The sequence below is a fragment of the Blastococcus sp. SYSU DS0552 genome (genome assembly GCF_054050815.1).
The window spans coordinates 23,121-43,018 of the sequence record NZ_JBJHAB010000012.1; the positions used below are offsets into that span (position 1 = coordinate 23,121).

A 19,898-nucleotide genomic window follows, 5' to 3' on the forward strand; every position below is an offset into this window, starting at 1 on the left:
GGCGCCGTCCGGCTGGGAACAGCCCCTCCCGGAGGGCTCGCCCGCTCGTCCCACCTCCGGCGCACCTCGCGCCCCTGCACCGTGGCGGCGTCCGAGGAACGGCCGGGAACGGCGCTTACAGTCGGTGGACGATGACCAGCCCCCGCACCGCGACGCACCACGCCGCAGACCGGGCGCGCAGCACCACCCGTGCCCGGCCGGCCGCCCGCCGCCGCGCCGCCGGGCACGGCGGCGCACGTCGCGGCACCGCGCGCCGCCCCCGCCGGCGCCCTCCGGCCCGCCGCCCGGCCGCCCAGCGGTCCGGCCGGTCCGGGGGCGCCACCGGGCTGGTCCGGTGGTGGCCGGCGCTGCTGGTGACCGCCGCCCTCCTCGCCGGCGCGGGCTGGGGCGCCGAGCGGCACTGGCAGCCCCCCGCGACCGGCACCTGCACCGTGCCCGACGGCTCGGTCACGGTCACCGCCGAGCAGGCCGCCAACGCGGCCACCATCGCCCGGGTCGGCCGGGAACGCGGGCTGTCCGACCGGGCCGTCGTTATCGCGCTGGCCACCGCCCAGCAGGAGTCGCGGCTGCGCAACCTCGACTACGGCGACCGCGACTCCCTGGGGCTGTTCCAGCAGCGGCCCTCCCAGGGGTGGGGCACGCCCGAGCAGGTGCGCGACCCGGTGTACGCCGCCGGCAAGTTCTACGACGGGCTGGTGACCATCCCCGGGTGGGAGGCGGGCCGGCTGACCGAGATGGCCCAGGCCGTGCAGCGCTCGGGGTACCCGGAGCTGTACCAGCAGTGGGAGGGCATGGCGCAGCAGCTCACGGCCGCCCTGGCCGCGGAGACGCTCGACTGCGCCTGACGACGGCCGGGCGCCCGGTCCCGGCGCACTCGGGGGTCCCCCGGCAGGGGGACGTGGCGGGCGCGACGCTCAACGAACACCTCGGCGGCACCGACGTCCTCGCCATGACGATCGCGTCCGACGACCTCCCCCGCGCGGTCCCCGCCGCACCCACCGACGTGACCGCCCTCCTGCCCTCCCGGGAGGCGCTGCTCCAGCGACTGGCCGACGAGCTGCCGGCAGCCGGCCAGCAGCCCACCAGCCTCATCGCGCTCGGCCTGCTGCACCGTGACGACGGGTGGCCCACCCCGCCGGACACGCTGGCGCAGGTCACCACGCTCCTGGCCCGCTCCATCCGCGGAGACGACTGGGTGGCCTCCTGCGGGCCCGCGGATTTCGGCATCGTGCTCGCCGGTCCGGTGCCGGCCGCGCAGACCGCCGCCACCCGGCTGGTCTCGGCGGTGCTCGCGCTGGGCATCCCGGGGGTGTCCGCGGCGGCGGGCATCGCGCCGGTGGACGCCGCCAGCCGGGCCGGCGAGATCTTCCGCCGCGCCACGCTGAGCCTCACCGCCGCGCGGCGGGTCGGCCCCGGCACCGTGATCCAGTACCGCGAGCCCGTCTGACCGCCCCGAGGGGTCACGCCGGGCCGACGAGGAGGACGGCGGCGAGGGCGGCAGCCAGCGCCCGGACGCCGTTCCACCAGGTCCACCGGCGGACCCAGCGGGTCCAGTCCCCCGGAGCCGCGGCGTCCGGCCGCCACCGGGCGAGCGCCTCGTTGAGCGGGACGTTGGCCGCGACCGTGACGCCCACGACGCCGACCAGGTAGAGCAGTCCCGCGGCGAGGACGCCCGGACGGCGGGCGCCGGCCAGCTCCGCGCCCCCGGCGGCCAGGCACAGCACCGCCGTGCCGAACAGCAGGGTGAGGAAGACCGGGCGGATCGCCGTCCGGTTCACCGACTGCATCGCCGCCACCCCCACCGGGCAGGGGACGGCCACCAGGGCGGGCATCACCACCAGGCTGAAGACGCTGAAGGCCCCGGAGACGAGGCCGGCGCCCAGCGCGCCGGCGTGCACCAGCACCCCGGTCACCGGAGCACTGCCGGTCGCACGTACGCCGCCACGTGCTCCCCGGCGGGCTCCACCCGGGAGCGGCGGCCGCCCACCACGGGGCTCCCGGTGGTCCGGGTACCACCGGTCACGAGGATGGCCTCCGATGTCATGACCCGAGTACAGGCGACGCCGGACGAGACGGTCCATTGCCGCGACGCCGCTTCACATGCGCGGTCGTCCACGGTTCCGGAGACGGACCCCGTCCCGGCCCCGCACCTGGCCACGGCCGGCTGACCTCGTCAGGCGGCCAGGCGCTCCGCCGCGGCGTCGATCCGCTCGTCGGTCGCGGTCAGCGCCAGCCGGACGTGCCGCGCCCCGGCCGGGCCGTAGAAGCTGCCCGGGGCGGCGACGATCCCGAGGGTGGCCAGCCGGTCGATGGTGAGCCAGCAGTCCTCGTCCCGGGTGGCCCAGAGGTAGAGGCCCGCCTCGGAGTGGTCGATCCGCATCCCGGCCGCGCGCACCGCCGCAGCCAGCCGGTCCCGCCGCCGGCGGTACCGCTCGCGCTGCGCGTCGACGTGCGCGTCGTCGTCCAGGGCGGCGGCCATGGCGGCCTGCACCGGCCCCGGCACCAGCAGGCCGAGGTGGCGGCGCACCTCCCAGGCACGGCGCACCAGCGCCGGGTCACCCGAGAGCAGGCCGCCCCGGTAACCGGCGGCCGTCGACTGCTTGGACAGCGAGTGCACGGCCAGCAGGCCGGTGTGGTCCGCGCCGGCGATCTCCGGGTGCAGGATCGACCGGGGCGTCACGTCCCAGCCCAGCGTGATGTAGCACTCGTCGGCAACGACGGGCACCCCGTGCGCTCGCCCCCAGGCGACCCATCGCCGCAGCTCGTCGTCGGTCAGCACCCGCCCGTGGGGGTTGCCCGGCGAGTTGAGCCAGACCAGCGAGACGGGTGGGTGGGCGGGCGTCACCGCGTCAGCCGGCGGGGTGTCGCTCCGGTGCACGGCCAGGCCGGCGAGCACGGCGCCGACCTCGTAGGTCGGGTAGGCGACCTCCGGGACGACCACGGTGCCGGCGGCGCCGGACAGCCCCAGCAGGGTGGGGAGCAGCGCGACGAGCTCCTTGGAGCCGACCGTCGGGATGAGCGAGGGCTCGGCGCCCAGCGGGTCGCCCACGTGCACACCCAGCCGCCGGCGGAGCCAGTCCGCGGCGGCCGTGCGCAGCTGCGCGGTGCCCAGCGCGGTCGGGTAGCCGGGAGCGTCGGCCGCCCCGGCGAGCGCCTCGCGCAGCACCGCGGGTGTGCTGTCGACGGGCGTGCCGATCGACAGGTCGACCACACCGCCCGGGTGCTGGGCGGCCCGCGCCCGTGCACCCGCCAGGGAGTCCCAGGGGAAGTCCGGAAGCGCCCGGGGCGCGCCGGGGACCGGAGCGGTCAGTGGCCTTCGCCCTGGGGCGGGAGCGCGGCCACCAGCGGGTGGTCCTTGCCGATCTTCCCGGTCTTGGCGGCGCCACCGGGGCTGCCCAGGTCGGAGAAGAACTCCACGTTGGCGTTGTAGAAGTCCTTCCACTTGTCCGGGACGTCGTCCTCGTAGTAGATGGCCTCCACCGGGCAGACCGGCTCGCACGCCCCGCAGTCGACGCACTCGTCGGGGTGGATGTACAGCATCCGGTCGCCCTCGTAGATGCAGTCCACCGGACACTCATCGATGCACGCCTTGTCGAGAACGTCGACGCAGGCCTGGGTGATGACGTAGGTCACGGGGTTCCCTCCCGGGGACTCTCGGGCGGCGCGCCGGCCGGGGCCGGTCGCGTCAGATGCACCCCTAGTATCACCTCCCGCGCCGGTCGACGTGCCACGGGCCACCCGCCGCGTCCCCCGGCCGGGGCACGGGAGATGCAGCTCCGGGCGGTCTCCCCCCATCGGGGTGGGTCACCGACCCCCGCTCAAGCAGCCGGCCGGGGCGCCGATCTCGATCATGTGTCCCGGACGACGCAGGACGAGGGGACGTCGCGGCCCGAGCCGTCGGCGTCCCCCTTCGACGCGCACGCCGCCCTGGTGCACCTGCTCTCCCGGCTGCGCGCCTCCTCCGGCGCGACACGGGTGTCGGTGTGGGTGCACGAGGCCACGACCGGCCTCGTCGTCCCGTTCCGGCAGTCCGGCTGCGCCACCCGGGACGCGCTCCCCCTGCACCCGGCTCTGCGCACCCCCGCCGTGCTGGCCGACTCCCCCTTCCTCTCCGCCGTCGTCACCGGTCGCCGGGGCATCGTCGCCCACGCCGACGGGCGGCGCGTCGAGGACCGCCACCTGGCCGCGGTCGGCATCCGGTCGGCGCACGGCGAGCCGCTGGTGCTCGGCGGCGAGGTCGTCGGCGTCCTGACCGTGGAGCCCGCCGCGGCCGCAGCCCCCCACCTGCTGCGCCAGGTGGCCCCGCGGATCGCCGCGGCGCTGGCCGAGGCGTGGAGCCGGCGCACCCAGCAGCGCCGGCTGGCCCAGGCCGCCGTACTCCTGGAGCTGATCGAGTCGGCCGCGCAGGCCCAGTCGATGGACCACCTGCTCGGCTCGGCCTGCCGCCAGCTCGCCGAGGTCGGCGAGGTCGAGCGCGCCTGCGTCTTCCTGCTGGAGGACGGCCGGCTCGTCCCCCGCATGGCCGCCTACGCCGACGGCCGGCAGGACCTCGCCACCTGGCGGCAGTTCCGCAACGCGCCCGTCGCCCCCGAGCTGGCCGAGACCGTGCTGCGCACCGGCTCACCCATGACCGCCGACCGCGAGTCGGGGTTGATCTCGGGGTGGTGGGCCGACTCGTTCCACATCGCCTCCGCGCTGGCGGTCCCGCTCGGCCGGAGCCCCGAGCTGGCCGGCGTCCTCACGTTGGACAGCACGCAGGTCCGCCCCTTCTCCGAGGACGTCCGCCGGCTGGCCGCCGCCGCCGGTGCGCACCTCGGCGGCGTCATCGAGCAGGCCCGCACCAGCCAGGCCCGTGCGGCGTCGCTCACGACCGCCCGCGTCGTCCGGCAGCTCCTGGTGGACGGCTCGGCGGTGACCGGGGCTGCCGCGGCCGCCGAGGTGCTGGCCCGCGCCGTCCAGCGGCTGGCCGGCACCGACCGGAGCGCGGCCTACCTGGTCGACGGCGACGGGCGGATCAGCGAGGTCCGACACGTCGACTGGCCGGAGGAGCACAAGCACGTGGTGCAGACCCGCCTGGTCGGCCACCCGGCGAGCGGCGTCCCCCTGTGGCGGCTCACGAGCGAGGAGAAGTCGGCCGTCTTCGTCGAGGACGCCGCCGCCACCGACCTGCTCGATCCGGAGCTCGTGCGGGCGCTGGAGGTCAACTCCTACATCAGCGTGCCGCTGATGTCCCGCGACCGGCTCCTGGGCCTGGTGGTCACCGGATCGGTCGGTGCCACCCGCACGTGGAGCTCGTCGGTGCGCGACGCCGTCCGGCAGGTCACCCTCGAGGGGGCGTTGGTGGTGGAGAACGCCGAGCTGCGCGCCGCCGAGCAGGAACGCCTGGCGCAGCTGGCCACCGAGGCGCACCACGACCCGCTCACCGGGCTGGCCAACCGCCGCAAGTTCATCGAGACGGTCGAGACCACCGTCTACGGCGACCGCGACCGGCGCTGCGCCCTGCTCATGATCGATCTCGACCGGTTCAAGGAGATCAACGACAGCTTCGGGCACAGCGTCGGCGACGACCTGCTGTGCCTGGTGGGTCCCCGCCTGGAGCGGACCCTGGGCCCCGCGGACCTGCTGGCCCGCATGGGCGGTGACGAGTTCGCCGTCCTGCTGCCCGACGCCGATGCCGCACAGGCCCGCGAGGTGGCCGAGGACCTGGGCGCCGCGCTGCGCGACGCCTTCGTCCTCGACGGGATGTCCCTGCACGTGGACGCCAGCATCGGCATCGCCCTGTGCCCGGACCACGGCCGGGACCGTTCGCTGCTCCTGGCCCGGGCCGACACCGCCATGTACGCGGCCAAGCGCGGGCGCCACGGCTACGAGGTGTGGGCACCCGACGGCACCCCGGCCTCCCGCGACCGGCTGGAGACCCTGGAGCAGCTGCGGTCCGCCCTCGACGGCGAGCAGCTGGACAACCACTACCAGCCCCAGCTGGACCTGCGGACCGGCAGCGTCGTCGGGGTGGAGGCACTGGTCCGCTGGAACCACCCGGAGCGCGGTCTGCTCTACCCCGACGTCTTCCTGCCGCTGGCCGAGCAGGCCGGTCTGATGCGCCGGCTGGCGCTGCGCGTGCTGGAGCGCTCGCTGCGGGACCTGCACACCTGGCGGACCCACGGCCACGACCTGTCGGTCGCGGTGAACCTGTCGGTGTCCAACCTGCAGGACGTCGCCCTGCCCGAGCAGGTGGCGATGCTGCTGGACGCCTGCTCGGTGCCCGCCGGCGCGCTGGTCCTGGAGATCACCGAGGACGTGCTCATGGCCGACGCCGCCCGCAGCCAGCAGGTCATGGCGGGGCTGCGCCGGCTCGGCGTGCGGCTCTCGGTGGACGACTACGGCACCGGGTACTCGTCGCTGTCCTACCTGCGGGCGCTGCCGGTCGACGAGCTCAAGCTCGACCGCAGCTTCGTCACGCACCTGACCTCCGACCCGCGGGCGGCGGCGATCGTGCGCAGCACGCTGCAGCTGAGCCGCGACCTCGGGATGAGCATGGTGGTCGAGGGCGTCGAGGACGCCGATGCGCTCGCCGCCCTGCGCGAGTGGGGCTGCGACGTCGCCCAGGGCTACCACATCTCCCGGCCCATGCCGGCCGAGCGGGTGCTGGGCTGGCTGAACGCCCGCCCGCTGCCGGCCGCGCACGATGCGGCGCCGCCGCGGCGGAACTGAGGTACTGCCCGCCGGCACCCGGCGGCGGGGCGGGCGTCATGATCGTCGCCGTGACCGCTTCCGCCCCCACCCGGGTCGTCGAGCTGGAACGGCTGGCCGCCCGCACCTGGCGGGGGTTCGAGGAGGAACGCTTCGGCGACTGGCTGCTGCGCGCCGGTGGTGGCTTCACCGGCCGCGCCAACTCGGTGCTCGTGGCCGGGGACCCCCCGGGCGACCTGCACTCGGCCGTGGCCGCCGTCGCGGGCTGGTACGCAGACCGGGGGCTGCGGCCCTGCGCCGCCGTGCCGCAGCCGGGCGCCGAGGACGCCGACGCCGCGTTCGCCGCCGCCGGGTGGGTCCGCGACGAGGACACCCTGGTGCTCACCGGGCCGGCCGGCCCCTGGTCCGCCCCCGACGTACCGGTCCTGCTCGCCGACGCTCCTGACGACGCCTGGCTGGCCGGCTACCGCCACCGCGGCGCGGCGCTGCCGACGACCGCAGCCGCCGTCCTGCGCAACGCCGAGCGACCGGTGTTCGCCTCCGTCCGGCCGGACCCGGGGGCGACCCGCGCGGCGGTCGTCGCCCGCGGCGTGGTCGCCGGCGACTGGCTGGTCATCAGCGCCGTCACCGTCGACGAGCCCTACCGGCGGCGCGGCCTGGCCACAGCGGTGATGGCCGCGCTCGCCACCGAGGGGCGGGCCGCCCGGGGGGCACGCTCCTGCCTGCTGCAGGTGACGGCGTCCAACGCCCCGGCGCTGGCCCTCTACGCGCGGCTGGGATTCACCGAGCACCACCGCTACCACTACCGGTGGGCTCCGCGGACGTAACCCGCCGGCCGGGTCCCGCGGGCGTGGTCCGCCGGACGGGCGTGCCGAGGGCCAGGCCGACGGCGAGGGCCGCGGCCAGCACACCCAGCAGCAGGAACGCGCTGCTGGCCGCACCCAGCGCGCCCCCGGAGACCAGCAGCAGGTCGCCCTCCGGGCGGCGCTGCATCGCCGCTAGCGCGACGACCAGCCAGGTGACCGCGGGGAGCGAGGCGACGACCTTCGACCCGCTCAGCCACAGCGCCGCGCGGACCAGCAGCAGGTTGCCCACCACCGCCGCGACCACCGACACGGGCACCAGCACGCCACCGACCCGCAGCGGCAGCCAGAACACCTCCACGATCGCCAGCCACGCCGCGACCACAACCGCCGCGACCCCCAGACCGGCGCGCGCGACCGGCCCTCGTCGGCTCACCCGGGCAGACCGGCGAAGAGGTCGTCCTCCCGGCCGTCCGGCCCGGCGCCGGGTCCGCGCTCGCCCTTGACCAGCCGGTAGTACTCGACGCCGAGCACCTCCTGGCCGAGGTTGTTCGACAGCGCGAAGAACGGCCCGTCGACGGTGATCTGGGTCGGGTGGGCGCGCATGGCGGCGTCCTTGCGGTCGGCGTACGCACGGGCGTCGACGGCGCAGTCGACCACCTCGTCGGGGACCACGAAGGGCACGTCGTCGACGTCCCCCAGCCCTTCGAAGGGCGAGGCCTCACCGAGCGCGGCCAGGGCCTCGATGCCCTCCCGCACCACCGAGCGCGGCATGGCCGACCAGTACACCTTCGCCACGTCCCAGACCGGGCCGAGATCGGGGCGGTAGCCGGGGTCGGCCGCGGCCTCGACCGCCCGCATCGCCACCCGGTGGGCCTGGATGTGGTCGGGGTGGCCGTAGCCACCGAACTCGTCGTAGGTGACCAGGACCTGCGGCCGGACCTCGCGGACGACGGCGACGGCGTGCGCCACCGCCTCGTCGAGGTCTGCGTTCCAGAACGCGCGCGGGTGGTCGTTGGCCGGCGTGCCCATCATCCCCGAGTCGCGGTACCGCCCCGGTCCGCCCAGGAAGCGGACGTCCACGACCCCGAGCGCCGCCATCGCCCCGCGCAGCTCCCAGATGCGGTACCCGCCGAGCTGGTCGGCCTGGTCCGCGGCGAGCTGGGCCAGCTCCGGCACGAGGACCTCCCCCTCCTCTCCCAGCGTGCAGGTGAGCAGGGTGACACCGGCGCCCTCGGCGACGTAGCGGGCCATCGTGGCGCCGTTGTTGATCGTCTCGTCGTCGGGATGCGCATGCACGAGGAGCAGTCGTCGGTCAGCGGTCACGGTCGGCCATTCTCCCTGAGGCCGTCGCCGCATGGAGGGGGCCGGGGGCCGCAGCGCCGTCCTCCCCCACCGTGCATGGCGAGGGAGGACGCGCTGGGATCAGGTCACCTGATCCCAGCGCGAGGTGCTCAGCCCTCCGTGGGGACGACCGCGCGCGCCTCGGCGAAGTGGCACGCCGACGGGTGGCCCTGCCCCCGGTCGACCAGGGCCGGCGGCTCGGTGGCGCAGATGTCCTGGGCCTTCCAGCAGCGGGTCCGGAACCGGCAGCCCGACGGGGGGTTGGCCGGGCTCGGCACGTCGCCCTGCAGCAGGATCCGCTCCTTGAGCCCGCGCAGGTGCGGCTCGTGCACCGGGACGGAGGAGAGCAGCGCCTGCGTGTACGGGTGGGCGGGCGAGCCGTAGACCTGGGCGTCGGTGCCCTCCTCCACGATGCTGCCCAGGTACATCACCGCGACCCGGTCGGAGATGTGCCGCACCACGGAGAGGTCGTGGGCGATGAACAGGTAGGAGAGCCCGAAGTCGTTCTGCAGGTCCTCCAGCAGGTTGACGACCTGCGCCTGGACCGAGACGTCCAGGGCGCTCACCGGCTCGTCGCAGACGATGACCTCGGGCTGCAGGGCGAGGGCCCGGGCGATGCCGATGCGCTGCCGCTGCCCACCGGAGAACTGGTGCGGGTAGCGGTTGACGAAGTCGGGGTTGAGCCCGACCCGCTCCATCAGCTCCTGGGTGCGCTGCAGCCGCCCCTTCTTCGGCGCGACGTCGGCGTGCACCGACCAGCCCTCGGCCACGATGTCCCCGACGGTCATCCGCGGGTTCAACGAGGCGTAGGGGTCCTGGAAGATGATCTGGACCTCGCGCCGGTACTGCTTGAGCGCGCGGCCGCTCATCTTCGTGACGTCGTCACCCTTGTAGAGGATCTGCCCGTCGGTCGGCTTCTCGAGGGACACGAGCATCTTGGTGACCGTCGACTTGCCGCAGCCGGACTCGCCCACCAGGCCGACCGTCTCCCCGCGGCGCAGTTGCAGGTTGACCCCGTCGACGGCGCGGACGTGGCCGACCGTGCGCCTCAGGACGATGCCCTGGGTGAGCGGGAAGTGCTTCTTGAGGTCCTTGACCTCGAGAAGCACCTCACCGGGCCGGTGCGCCGGGCGGGTCGCCGCCGCGTCGGCCGCGTCGGACAGCCTCTGCCGGTCGGCCTCCGCGGACCGGTCCGCTGCGCTGCTCCCGGAGCTGGCGTCAGACACCGAGGACCTCCTCGCTGTAGTGGCAGGCGGCCTCACGGCCCGGGACGACCAGCCGCAGCGGCGGGGCGTCGGCGACGCAGTCGCGACCCGCGGCGGCCTCCGCACCGGTGCGGCGCTTCGGGCAGCGCGGGTGGAACGGGCAGCCCGACGGGATGGCGGCCAGGTTGGGCGGCTGCCCGCCGATGGGCTGGAGCCGGCCGCCCTTGACCTCCACCTGCGGGATGGAGCGCATCAGCCCGTCGGTGTACGGGTGGGCCGGGTTGCCGAACACCTCGTCGACGGTGCCCCGCTCGACGATGCGGCCCGCGTACATGACGGCCACGTTGTCGGCGACCTCGTTCACGACGCCGAGGTCGTGGGTGATGAGGATCAGCCCCATCCCGGTGTCCCGCTGCAGGTCCTTGAGCAGGTCCATGACCTGCGCCTGCACCGTGACGTCGAGCGCGGTGGTCGGCTCGTCGGCGATCAGGATGCGCGGGTCCAGCGCGAGGGCCATCGCGATCATCACGCGCTGGCGCATGCCACCGGAGAACTGGTGCGGGTAGTCGTTCACCCGCTGCCTGGCGGCCGGGATCCGGACGCGCTCCATCAGCTCGACCGCGTGCTCCTTGGCCTCCTTGCGCGAGGTGCCCCGGTGCGCCCGGAACATCTCGCCGATCTGGAAGCCGACGCTGTACACGGGGTTCAGCGAGGAGAGCGCGTCCTGGAAGATCATCGAGATCCCCGGCCCGCGGACCTTGCGCTGCTCCTCCTCCGGCAGCGTGAGCAGGTCACGCCCCTGGAAGACGATCCGGCCGCTGGTGACCTCCGCCGGCGGGGAGTCGAGGATCCCCATGATCGCCTGCGCGGAGACGGACTTGCCGGAGCCGGACTCACCCAGGATGGCGAGGGTCTCGCCCTCCGAGACGGTGTAGCTCACGCCGTTGACGGCGTTGACCACCCCGGACTCGGTGCGGAACTCCACCCGCAGGTCGTCGACCTCGAGGACGGGTGTCCCGGCGCCGCGGGCGGGGCCGGGGGAAACGGACGTGGACGCGGTGCTCATGAACGCTGCTTCGGGTCGAGGGCGTCGCGCAGGGCGTCACCCATGAGGACGAAGGCCATCACCGTCAGGGTGAGGATGAGGCTCGGGAAGAGGACAGCGTGCGGCGCGGTGCGCAGCAGGCTCTGCCCGGTGTTGATCTGCAGACCCCACGAGATCGCCGGCGGCTGGAGCCCGACCCCGAGGAAGGTCAGCGTCGCCTCCGCGGCGATGAGGATGCCGATCGTGATGGTGGCGTAGACGAGCACCGGGGCGACGGCGTTGGGCAGGATGTGCCGCATCAGGATCCGGATGTCCGAGGCCCCCATCGCCCGGGCGGCGGCGACGTAGTCCGAGCTCTTGATCGCGATCACCTGCGAGCGGACCAGCCGCATCGCGGTCATCCAGCCGAAGAGCGCCAGCGCGATCGCCACCGCGATCACGCCCCGGCCGAGGATGCCGCTGCGCAGGACCACCAGCGCGCCCAGGATCAGCGGCAGCGCGTAGAAGATGTCGGCGATCCGGCTCAGGATGCTGTCGGTGACGCCGCCGTAGAAGCCGGAGATGGCGCCGACCAGGACCCCGAGCACCAGGATCACCACGACCGCCAGCAGGCCGATGATCAGCGAGTTCCGGGCGCCGTAGACGACGTTGGCCAGGTAGTCGCAGCCCTGCTGGTCGAAGCCGAACCAGTGCTCCGCCGACGGCTCGGCGTTGGAGTTGGACAGGTTGCACGACCGCGGGTCGACCCCACGGGCGAAGACCGTCGGCAGCAGCGCCATGCCGACGAACAGCAGGCCGAGCACGGCGCCGATCCAGAAGAGGAAGTTGCGCCTCAGCTGCCGCCAGGCGTCGCTCCAGAGGCTGTTCTGCCGGGCCTGCGCCTCCTCGTCGTGCGCGCCGGTCACGGCACCGGCCCCGGCCTCGTCGTGACCGACGGCCGTCAACTTCGGGTCACTCATAGCGGATCCTCGGGTCGAGGACGGCGTAGAGCACGTCGACGACCAGGTTGAAGAAGATGAAGACGAAGACCAGGAGCGTCACGATGCCGACCACGACGGCGCCCTCCTGGGCCCGCACGGCGTCGAAGACGGCTCGGCCGATGCCCGGCAGGTTGAACACCGTCTCGGTGACGATCGCACCGCCCATGAGGGTGCCGATGTCGGCGCCGATGAAGGTGACGACGGGGATCAGGCTGTTGCGCAGCGTGTGCCGGACGATGACGTCGCGGCGCGGCAGGCCCTTGGCGCGCGCGGTGCGCACGTAGTCGGCGCGCATGTTCTCGGCGATGCTGGTCCGGGTGAGGCGGGCCACGTAGGCCAGCGACCCGGCGGCGAGGACGAGGCCGGGCAGCAGGTAGCTGTACCAGCCGTCGTTGATGCCGGCGATCGGGAACAGGCCCAGCTGGAGCCCGAAGGTGAACTGCGCGACGAACGCGAGCACCAGGATCGGGATCGACACGATCAGCGTCGTGCTCACCAGCACCACGTTGTCGAAGAAACCGTTCTTGCGGATGCCGGCCAGCACGCCGGCCACGATGCCGATGACGATCTCGAAGGCGATGGCGACCAGCGCCAGCTTCACGGTGACCGGCATCCGCTGGGAGATCGTGTCCAGCACCTCGCGGCCGCGGAAGTCGGTGCCGAAGTCACCCTGCAACAGGTCGCCGACGTACTTGACGTACTGCAGCCAGAGCGGATCGTTGAGGTTGAACTCCTCGGTCAGCTGGGCGACCACGGCGGGGGCGAGCGGGCGGTCGCCGCCCAAGGCCCGGATCGGGTCGCCCGGCAGTGCGTAGACCAACGCGAAGATCAGGAACGAGGCCCCGACCAGGACGGGGATCGTGAGTAGAAAGCGGCGCGCGATGTAGCGGCCCATGTCGCTCCTCGGTCGAGACGCGCCACGCCCATGTCGCGGGCGCGGAGGCGTCGTCCATGATGCGGGACGAGCCCGAGCGGCCGACCGCCGGGGAGCCCGGCCCGGTCTGGGCGGGGGTCCCCGGCGGCGGCCGTGCGGTGCGGCTAGCTCAGCCCTGCGGCGTGACCTTCTTGAGGTCGATGTCGCCGAACACGTCGATCACGACGTCGCTGACGTTCTCCGAGTGGGCGGCCTGCTCCACGTCGAAGAACATCGGGATGATCGGCATGTCCTGGAGCAGGATGTCCTCGGCCTGGTTGTAGTACTCGATGGCCTCCTCGTTGCTCTCGGCGCTGTTGCCCTGCTGGATCAGCGCGTCGAACTCCGGGTTCGAGTAGAACGTGGCGTTGGAACCCGCCGGCGGCAGGGCCGCGGTGGAGTACAGCGGCTCCAGGTAGTTCTGCGGGCTCGGGTAGTCCATGCTCCAGCCGAGGCGGAAGGGACCCGTCACACCCTGCTCGTCCAGCAGCGGGAGGTACTCGGCGAAGTCCAGCTCGCCCCGCAGGACGTAGTCGATACCGACGTTCTCGCGCAGCTGGTTGCCCACGGCCTGCACCCACGCGTCGTGGCCGGCGCCCGCGTTGAACCACAGCTCGATCGGCTGGCTGCGGTCGAAGCCCGCCTCGTCGAGGAGCTGGTTGGCCTGCTCGACGTCCAGCTCGCAGTACTCGCAGACGCCCTCGCGGTAGCCGTCGACGACGGGCGCGACGTAGGCGTCGGCGGGCTCGCGGCTGCCGGCGAAGATGGCGTCGGAGATCGCCTGCCGGTCGACGGCCATCGACAGCGCCTGCCGGACCTGCGGGTCGGAGAAGCGCTCGTCGTATGTGGGGTACCCGAGGTAGGTGAACCCGGACGACGGGGCCTCCAGGAAGCGGTCGCCGAGCACGTCCTCGGCCGAGGCGATGGCGTCCGGCGGAAGGTCCGGCAGGACGTCGAGGTTGCCGGCCTGGAGGTCGTTGTAGCCGGTGTTCAGGTCGGCGTAGACCCGGAACTCCACCTGCTCGGCGACGGGCGCGTCCTCACCGGCGTAGTCCTCGTACCGGGTGACGGTGAAGCCCTGACCGGGGACGAACTCCTCGGTCGCCTCGAAGGCGCCGTTGCCGATCGGCTGGCGGCCGAAGCCCTCCGGGTCCTCGAAGAATGCCTCGGGCAGCGGCCAGAAGGCGTTGTAGCCGACCGTCACCGGGAACTGGGCGAACGGGGTCGCGAGCGTCACCTCGAAGGTGTTCTCGTCGATCACCTCGAGGCCGCTCATCTCCTCGGCGGCGGGGTCGCCGGTGACGTTGCCCTCGTCGTCCGTCGGGGCCTGCAGGTCGTCGTAGCCCAGGATGTTCGAGAAGAAGTACGAGGCACCCTGCGCGTTCGGGCTGTAGGCCGTGTAGTTCCACGCGTCGACGAACGACTGCGCGGTCACCGGGGTGCCGTCGTGGAAGGTCCAGCCGTCCTTGAGCTCGACGGTCCAGGTGGTGTTGTCCTCGGACTCGATCGACTCCGCGACACCGGTGTACTGCACCTCGCCGTCCGCGGCGTACTCCACCAGGCCGGTCCACAGACCGGAGATGATCTGGTGGCCCTCGCTCTCGGTGGTGTTACCCGGGATGAGGGCGTTCTCCGGCTCGCCGACGTAGATGCTGTAGGTGCCGCCGCCGTCGGCGGAGGTGCCGCCGCCGCCGCCGTTGTCGTCGCTGCCACCACAGGCGGACAGCATCATCGCGGCGGCGACGCCGGCCGCGACGAGCCCACCTCTGCGCTTGCTCAACTTCACGTGCAATGCCTCCCTCGACCCGCGCGAGCGGGGGGAACGGACAGGTCGACCCACGACCCGCGGGCGACTGGATGGTCTCGAGCCGGACGCAGCCGGACCGGGGAGGACCGGGACTGCGACGGGTGGACCCTAGGCACGCCCCGGAGAGGGTGTCCACGGACGTCATCGAGTTGTGACCTGGGCTCACGATCCGCGCGCTGACCGTAACTTCCACGCCTCGCAGGGCATCCGGCGGGCGGTCCTCCCGCCACGGGCGCAGGTGGACCGGAGGCTTTCCGGTGCGCGTGTCGGGGAACGTCGGGGAGGGTAAGGCCGGTCCGAGCAACCGACGACCGGAGGTACTGCGATGAGCGGCACGGACAAGACGACGAGCAAGATCGAGGAGCTGTCCGGCAAGGGGAAGCAGGCGCTCGGGAACGCCACCGACGACCGTGACCTCCAGGCCGAGGGCAAGAAGGAAGAGTCCAAGGGCAGCCTCAAGCAGGCCGGCGAGAAGGTGAAGGACGCCTTCAAGTAAGGCCTCCGCACCCCTCGCGCAGGGGCTACGGCGACGACGGGCGCCGCTCCCACCGGGAGCGGCGCCCGTTCCCGTTCCGACGGTGGCGAGACGGCTCCACGGCCCCGCCGGCGCTCAGCGGGGGGCGAGCAGTGCCCGGACGGCGGGGAGCAGGGGGCGGTCGGCGGGGATCCAGTCGAGCGCGTCGAGGTCGGCGGCGCCGACCCAGCGCAGTTCGGTGTGCTCCCGCGCCTCCGGCCGGCCGGAGGCGATGCGCGCCTCCCACACCCGCATCGTCGAGGCCCCGGGCGCACCGCCGCCGACCACACCGTCCAGGAGCACCTCCCCCAGGAAGGACTCGGGCACGACCGCCACCCCGAGCTCCTCGGCGCACTCCCGCACGAGCGCCGCCCGGTCGGTCTCGCCCGGGTCGACCTTGCCGCCGGGGAACTCCCAGCAGCCGTCGAAGGGCCCGCCCGAGCGCTGCGCCACCAGCACCCGGTCCCCCTCGACCAGCGCGGCACCGACGACCTGCACGACCTCGCGCGCCCGCAGCGCGGCCGCCGCGGCGTACGCGTCCAGGTGCGCCCGCATGGCACGGGCGATCCGGCGCCGCAGCACGACCCGGTCGACGACGGCCCCCACCGCGCCGGGCAGCCCGGTCTCCCAGGCGACCTGCTCCTCGACCAGCGTGCCGGCGCCGGTGGCGGAGAAGCGGCGCGAGTGGGTGACCCAGCCGCCCGACCCGACCGCAGCGGTGAACACGTCCCGCTCCGGCCGCACCGCGACGACCTCCGCCAGCGGGAACGGCCAGGGCCGGCCCAGGGCACGGGCGACGTCGAACGCCACGGTCAGCGGCGCCTCCACCGAGGTGATGAAACGCAGCTGGAACACCCAGGCACTCTCCCAGACCACGGCAGTATGGGCAGCGTGCGCATCAACGCCCGGGTCGACTACGCCGTCCGAGCCGTCGTGGAGCTCGCCGCGGCGGCCCCCGAGGCGCTGACCTGCGATCGGATCGCGACCGCCCAGGACATCCCCAACCGCTTCCTGCAGGCCATCCTCGCCGACCTGCAGCACGCCCGCCTGGTCACCAGCCAGCGCGGCCGGGACGGCGGGTACCGGCTGGCCCTGCCCGCGTCGGAGATCTCGATCGCCCGCGTGATGCGGGTGGAGCAGGGATTCCTCGCCGAGGTGCACGGCCAGCGGCCGGAGGACGTCAGCTACCCCGGCGCCGCCGCCGGCCTGGCCGAGGTGTGGGTCGCCGCCCGCGAGGCCTACCGCCGGGTGCTCGAGGGGGTGACCGTGGCCGACGTCGTCGCCGGGCAGCTCCCCCCGCACGCAGCCGAGCTGGTCGCCCTCGACGCCGCGTGGCGGTCCTTCAGCGAGCCCGTGCCGACCGAGGGCGGCCACGACGCACCGGCCGACGGGGCGCGGCCTCCCCGCCCCGTCGGGTGAGCCCTGCACCGGGCCGCCCGGAATGTGGGAGGATCGCGACATGACCGACCGCGGCAGTCTCCTCGTCGCGCGTCTGCACATCGACCTGGCGCTCGTCTCCAGCGCCGCCTGTCGCGCCGCGCGCTGACCCAGGTCCCTCGCGCAGCTGTCCCGCTGCGTCCCGAACCAGCAGCGCCTCCCACCCCGGCCGGCTGCCGGGCGGTCGGCGAGCGCAGGAAGAAGTACGCCACGTGAGCACCCCCACCCGGAGCAGCAACCGGCCGCAACGCGGTCAGGGCCAGTGGGCGCTGGGCTACCGCGAACCGCTCAACCCCAACGAGCGGATGAAGAAGGACTCCGACGGCCTCGAGGTGCGCCAGCGGATCCTCGACATCTACTCGAAGACCGGCTTCGACGGCATCGACCCCGGTGACCTGCGGGGTCGCATGCGCTGGATGGGCCTCTACACCCAGCGCGCCCAGGGCATCCCCGGGGGCAAGACCGCCGTGCTGGAGCCCGAGGAACTCGAGGACTCCTACTTCATGATGCGCGCGCGCATCGACGGCGGGCAGCTGACCAGCGACGCGCTGCGCGTCCTCGGCGGCATCAGCACCGAGTTCGGCCGCGACGTCGCCGACGTCACCGACCGGCAGAACGTGCAGTACCACTGGATCCGCATCGAGGACGTCCCCGAGATCTGGCGGCGGCTGGAGTCGGTGGGCCTCTCCACGATGGAGGCCTGCGGCGACGTGCCGCGCGTGATGCTCGGCTGCCCGCTGGCCGGGATCCTCGAGGACGAGGTCATCGACGCCACCGACGTCATCGCCGAGACCGTCGCCAAGTACGTGGGCAGCCCCGAGTTCAGCAACCTGCCCCGCAAGTGGAAGACGTCGATGTCCGGCTGCGTCGACCACTGCACCGAGCCCGAGATCGACGACGTCTCGTTCGTCGGCGTCGTGAACGAGGCGGGCGAGGCCGGCTACGACCTGTGGGTCGGTGGCGGGCTGTCCACCAACCCGATGTTCGCCCAGCGGATCGGCGTCTTCGTCCGGCCCGACCAGGTCACCGACGTCTGGGCCGCCTGCACGTCGGTCTTCCGCGACTACGGCTACCGCCGGCAGCGCAACCGGGCCCGGATCAAGTTCCTCATGGCCGACTGGGGCCCGGAGAAGTTCCGCCAGGTGCTGCAGGACGAGTACCTGCACGCTGCTCTGCCCGACGGCCCCGCCCCGGCGCCGGCGAAGCACGACCAGCGCGACCACGTCGGCGTCGCCAAGCAGAAGGACGGCGCCAACGCCGTCGGCTTCGCGCTGCGCACCGGCCGGATCAGCGGCTCGCTGCTCACCACGATCGCGAACCTCGCCGACGAGTACGGGCAGGGGCGCATCCGGACGACGACGCAGCAGAAGCTGGTCATCCTCGACGTGCCGGACGAGAAGGTCGAGGCGCTGGTCGCCGCGCTCGCCGAGCACGACCTGCAGGTGCGGCCGAGCGCCTTCCGCCGCGGCACCATGGCCTGCACCGGCCTGGAGTTCTGCAAGCTGGCGATCGTCGAGACCAAGCAGCACGCGCAGGAGCTCTACGCCGAGCTCGAGCGGCGGCTGCCCGACTTCGACGTGCCGATCGGCATCAACGTCAACGGCTGCCCGAACAGCTGCGCCCGGTTCCAGACCGCCGACATCGGGTTCAAGGGCTCGATGGTGCGCGACGACAGCGGCGAGATGGTCGAGGGCTTCCAGGTGCACCTGGGCGGGCACCTCGGGGTGGAGGCCACCTTCGGTCGCAAGTTCCGCGGCCACAAGGTGACGAAGGCGGAGACCGCCGACTACTGCGAGCGCGTCCTGCGCGGCTTCCTCGACCGCCGGACGCCGGGCGAGTCCTTCGCCCACTACGTCTCCCGCGCCGAGGAGGCCTGGCTGCTGTGACCGAGGAGCCGGAGCCGGGAAGGACCCGGCAGCTGCCGGTGTTCCACTGCCCGTACTGCGGGGACGAGGAGCTGACCCCCTACGACGGGGAGTCGGCCGGTGGCTGGCGCTGCGGCGCCTGCCTCCGTGCGTTCACCGTCCGACTGCTCGCCACGGGGGTGCCGGAATGACCACTGCGATCGCGCCGACACCGGAACTCGCCGCCGACGCCGATGCCCGCTTCGAGGGCATCGCCGACCCGGTGGAGCAGGCGCTGGCCGTGCTGCGCTGGGCCGGGGAGACCTTCGGCGACCAGTTCGCGATCACGTCGTCCATGGCCGACGGGCTGCTGTCGCACCTGGCCTCCCGGGTGATCCCCGGCGTCAACGTGGTCTTCCTCGACACCGGCTACCACTTCGCCGAGACGATCGGGACCCGCGACTGGGTCAGCAGCGTGCTGCCGATCACGCTGCACAACGTCACCCCGCCGCAGACCGTGGCGGAGCAGGACCTCGCCTTCGGGCCGAAGCTGCACGACCGGGATCCAGATCTCTGCTGCGAGCTGCGCAAGGTGAAGCCGCTGGCGCAGGCGCTGGCCGGGTTCACGGCCTGGGGCTCGGGCGTGCGGCGCGACGAGTCGCCGACGCGCGCCGGCACCCGGCTCGTCGACTGGGACGCCAAGCGCGGCATGGTGAAGGTCAACCCGATGGCGGCCTGGACCCAGGACGTCGTCGACGCCTACACGACCGAGCACCAGGTCCCGGTGAACCCGCTGTTCGAGATCGGCTACGGCTCGATCGGCTGCGCGCCCTGCACCCGGCCGGTCGCGCCGGGCGAGGACCCGCGGGCCGGGCGCTGGGCCGGCTCCACCAAGACCGAGTGCGGCCTGCACCTCTGAGGAACCACCCCTGGAAGGGCCTCGTCCCTCCCCGCGCCGCGGGCCCCGGGGACGAGGCCGTTCCAGTACGTCGCCGCCGTTCCCTCACGTCACCATGGGCGGATGCCGCGCCCACCCCGCCTCTCCCCTGACGAGCTCGCCGCCGCGCTCCGCGCCCTCCCGCTGTGGTCGGGGGACGTCGACGGCATCCGCCGCACCGTCGAGCTGCCGAGCTTCCGCGCCGCCGTCGCCGCGATCGTCGCGATCGCGGACGTCGCGGAGGAGCTGGACCACCACCCGGACGTCGACCTGCGGTTCCGGCGCCTGCACCTGACGCTGGTCAGCCACTCCGCCGGCGGGGTGAGCGAGCTGGACCTGGAGCTGGCCCGCCGCATCGACGCCCTCCTGCCCTGAGACG

22 protein-coding genes are annotated in these 19,898 nt (G+C 73.6%); 10 read left to right on the plus strand and 12 right to left on the minus strand.

From position 1 onward, the window contains the following. Positions 1 to 131: 131 nt before the first annotated feature. On the plus strand, positions 132 to 845 hold the full coding sequence (locus ACI8AG_RS13370) for a hypothetical protein (protein WP_456597432.1): 714 nt from the start codon (positions 132 to 134) through the stop codon (positions 843 to 845). A 53-nt stretch (positions 846 to 898) separates the two neighbouring features. After that, entirely contained in the window at positions 899 to 1,447 is a 549-nt protein-coding gene (locus ACI8AG_RS13375; protein WP_456597433.1) for a hypothetical protein, read from the plus strand. A 13-nt stretch (positions 1,448 to 1,460) separates the two neighbouring features. Here the strand turns inward: ACI8AG_RS13375 and ACI8AG_RS13380 are convergent, their stop codons facing one another. The 4 genes from ACI8AG_RS13380 to fdxA all read right to left on the minus strand — a co-directional run bounded on the left by ACI8AG_RS13380 (position 1,461) and on the right by fdxA (position 3,633). Further along, the gene (locus ACI8AG_RS13380; RefSeq protein WP_456597434.1) at positions 1,461 to 1,913 is read right to left on the minus strand and encodes an anthrone oxygenase family protein; all 453 of its coding nucleotides are present in this window, start codon (positions 1,911 to 1,913) and stop codon (positions 1,461 to 1,463) included. After that, positions 1,910 to 2,044: a hypothetical protein gene (locus tag ACI8AG_RS13385; RefSeq protein ID WP_456597435.1), complete on the minus strand. Its 135-nt coding sequence runs from the start codon at positions 2,042 to 2,044 to the stop codon at positions 1,910 to 1,912. The genes ACI8AG_RS13380 and ACI8AG_RS13385 overlap by 4 nt, the downstream gene beginning before the upstream one ends. Positions 2,045 to 2,173: 129 nt before the next feature. Continuing rightward, positions 2,174 to 3,310 (minus strand): succinyldiaminopimelate transaminase, encoded by a 1,137-nt coding sequence (dapC, locus tag ACI8AG_RS13390; protein ID WP_456597522.1) that lies wholly within the window; start codon positions 3,308 to 3,310, stop codon positions 2,174 to 2,176. Further along, entirely contained in the window at positions 3,307 to 3,633 is a 327-nt protein-coding gene (gene fdxA, locus ACI8AG_RS13395; RefSeq protein ID WP_012947287.1) for a ferredoxin, read from the minus strand. Before fdxA ends, dapC begins: the two co-directional genes overlap by 4 nt. Before the next feature lie 219 nt (positions 3,634 to 3,852). Here fdxA and ACI8AG_RS13400 point away from each other — a divergent pair, with 219 nt between their 5' ends. Then, complete coding sequence (locus ACI8AG_RS13400; protein WP_456597436.1) at positions 3,853 to 6,711, plus strand: EAL domain-containing protein; 2,859 nt, start codon at positions 3,853 to 3,855, stop codon at positions 6,709 to 6,711. Between the two features lie 50 nt (positions 6,712 to 6,761). Next, positions 6,762 to 7,517, plus strand: coding sequence for a GNAT family N-acetyltransferase (locus ACI8AG_RS13405; protein WP_456597437.1), 756 nt, complete (start codon positions 6,762 to 6,764; stop codon positions 7,515 to 7,517). Here the strand turns inward: ACI8AG_RS13405 and ACI8AG_RS13410 are convergent. From ACI8AG_RS13410 to ACI8AG_RS13440, 7 genes are all read right to left on the minus strand, one after another. Then, on the minus strand, positions 7,471 to 7,929 hold the full coding sequence (locus tag ACI8AG_RS13410) for a hypothetical protein (protein WP_456597438.1): 459 nt from the start codon (positions 7,927 to 7,929) through the stop codon (positions 7,471 to 7,473). The two genes, ACI8AG_RS13405 and ACI8AG_RS13410, sit on opposite strands and share 47 nt — an antisense overlap. Next, complete coding sequence (gene mshB / locus ACI8AG_RS13415) at positions 7,926 to 8,819, minus strand: N-acetyl-1-D-myo-inositol-2-amino-2-deoxy-alpha-D-glucopyranoside deacetylase (protein WP_456587296.1); 894 nt, start codon at positions 8,817 to 8,819, stop codon at positions 7,926 to 7,928. Before mshB ends, ACI8AG_RS13410 begins: the two co-directional genes overlap by 4 nt. 128 nt (positions 8,820 to 8,947) lie before the next feature. Then, positions 8,948 to 10,063, minus strand: a complete 1,116-nt coding sequence (locus tag ACI8AG_RS13420; protein ID WP_456597439.1) for an ABC transporter ATP-binding protein — start codon at positions 10,061 to 10,063, stop codon at positions 8,948 to 8,950. Further along, on the minus strand, positions 10,056 to 11,108 hold the full coding sequence (locus ACI8AG_RS13425) for an ABC transporter ATP-binding protein (protein ID WP_456587294.1): 1,053 nt from the start codon (positions 11,106 to 11,108) through the stop codon (positions 10,056 to 10,058). Before ACI8AG_RS13425 ends, ACI8AG_RS13420 begins: the two co-directional genes overlap by 8 nt. Beyond that, on the minus strand, positions 11,105 to 12,046 hold the full coding sequence (locus tag ACI8AG_RS13430; protein ID WP_456587293.1) for an ABC transporter permease: 942 nt from the start codon (positions 12,044 to 12,046) through the stop codon (positions 11,105 to 11,107). Before ACI8AG_RS13430 ends, ACI8AG_RS13425 begins: the two co-directional genes overlap by 4 nt. Continuing rightward, on the minus strand, positions 12,039 to 12,962 hold the full coding sequence (locus ACI8AG_RS13435) for an ABC transporter permease (protein ID WP_456597440.1): 924 nt from the start codon (positions 12,960 to 12,962) through the stop codon (positions 12,039 to 12,041). Before ACI8AG_RS13435 ends, ACI8AG_RS13430 begins: the two co-directional genes overlap by 8 nt. A gap of 148 nt (positions 12,963 to 13,110) precedes the next feature. Further along, positions 13,111 to 14,766, minus strand: coding sequence for a peptide ABC transporter substrate-binding protein (locus ACI8AG_RS13440; RefSeq protein WP_456597441.1), 1,656 nt, complete (start codon positions 14,764 to 14,766; stop codon positions 13,111 to 13,113). A gap of 346 nt (positions 14,767 to 15,112) precedes the next feature. On the opposite strand from ACI8AG_RS13440, the gene ACI8AG_RS13445 reads away from it, so the two are divergent. After that, the gene (locus ACI8AG_RS13445) at positions 15,113 to 15,283 is read left to right on the plus strand and encodes a CsbD family protein (protein ID WP_456587290.1); all 171 of its coding nucleotides are present in this window, start codon (positions 15,113 to 15,115) and stop codon (positions 15,281 to 15,283) included. 114 nt (positions 15,284 to 15,397) lie between these two features. Here the strand turns inward: ACI8AG_RS13445 and ACI8AG_RS13450 are convergent, their stop codons facing one another. Next, complete coding sequence (locus tag ACI8AG_RS13450) at positions 15,398 to 16,156, minus strand: (deoxy)nucleoside triphosphate pyrophosphohydrolase (RefSeq protein ID WP_456597442.1); 759 nt, start codon at positions 16,154 to 16,156, stop codon at positions 15,398 to 15,400. Between the two features lie 27 nt (positions 16,157 to 16,183). Between ACI8AG_RS13450 and ACI8AG_RS13455 the strand changes: the two genes are divergently transcribed. The 5 genes from ACI8AG_RS13455 (at position 16,184) to ACI8AG_RS13475 (ending at position 19,894) form a co-directional block, all read left to right on the plus strand. Next, on the plus strand, positions 16,184 to 16,720 hold the full coding sequence (locus ACI8AG_RS13455) for an RrF2 family transcriptional regulator (protein WP_456597443.1): 537 nt from the start codon (positions 16,184 to 16,186) through the stop codon (positions 16,718 to 16,720). A gap of 230 nt (positions 16,721 to 16,950) precedes the next feature. Then, on the plus strand, positions 16,951 to 18,624 hold the full coding sequence (locus tag ACI8AG_RS13460; RefSeq protein WP_456597444.1) for a nitrite/sulfite reductase: 1,674 nt from the start codon (positions 16,951 to 16,953) through the stop codon (positions 18,622 to 18,624). Next, the gene (locus tag ACI8AG_RS13465; protein ID WP_456587286.1) at positions 18,621 to 18,794 is read left to right on the plus strand and encodes a hypothetical protein; all 174 of its coding nucleotides are present in this window, start codon (positions 18,621 to 18,623) and stop codon (positions 18,792 to 18,794) included. Before ACI8AG_RS13460 ends, ACI8AG_RS13465 begins: the two co-directional genes overlap by 4 nt. Further along, on the plus strand, positions 18,791 to 19,501 hold the full coding sequence (locus tag ACI8AG_RS13470) for a phosphoadenylyl-sulfate reductase (RefSeq protein ID WP_456587285.1): 711 nt from the start codon (positions 18,791 to 18,793) through the stop codon (positions 19,499 to 19,501). The genes ACI8AG_RS13465 and ACI8AG_RS13470 overlap by 4 nt, the downstream gene beginning before the upstream one ends. Before the next feature lie 102 nt (positions 19,502 to 19,603). Continuing rightward, positions 19,604 to 19,894 carry a 4a-hydroxytetrahydrobiopterin dehydratase gene (locus ACI8AG_RS13475; protein ID WP_456587284.1) on the plus strand — a complete coding sequence of 97 codons (291 nt, stop codon included), beginning with the start codon at positions 19,604 to 19,606 and terminating at the stop codon, positions 19,892 to 19,894. Positions 19,895 to 19,898 lie beyond the last annotated feature (4 nt).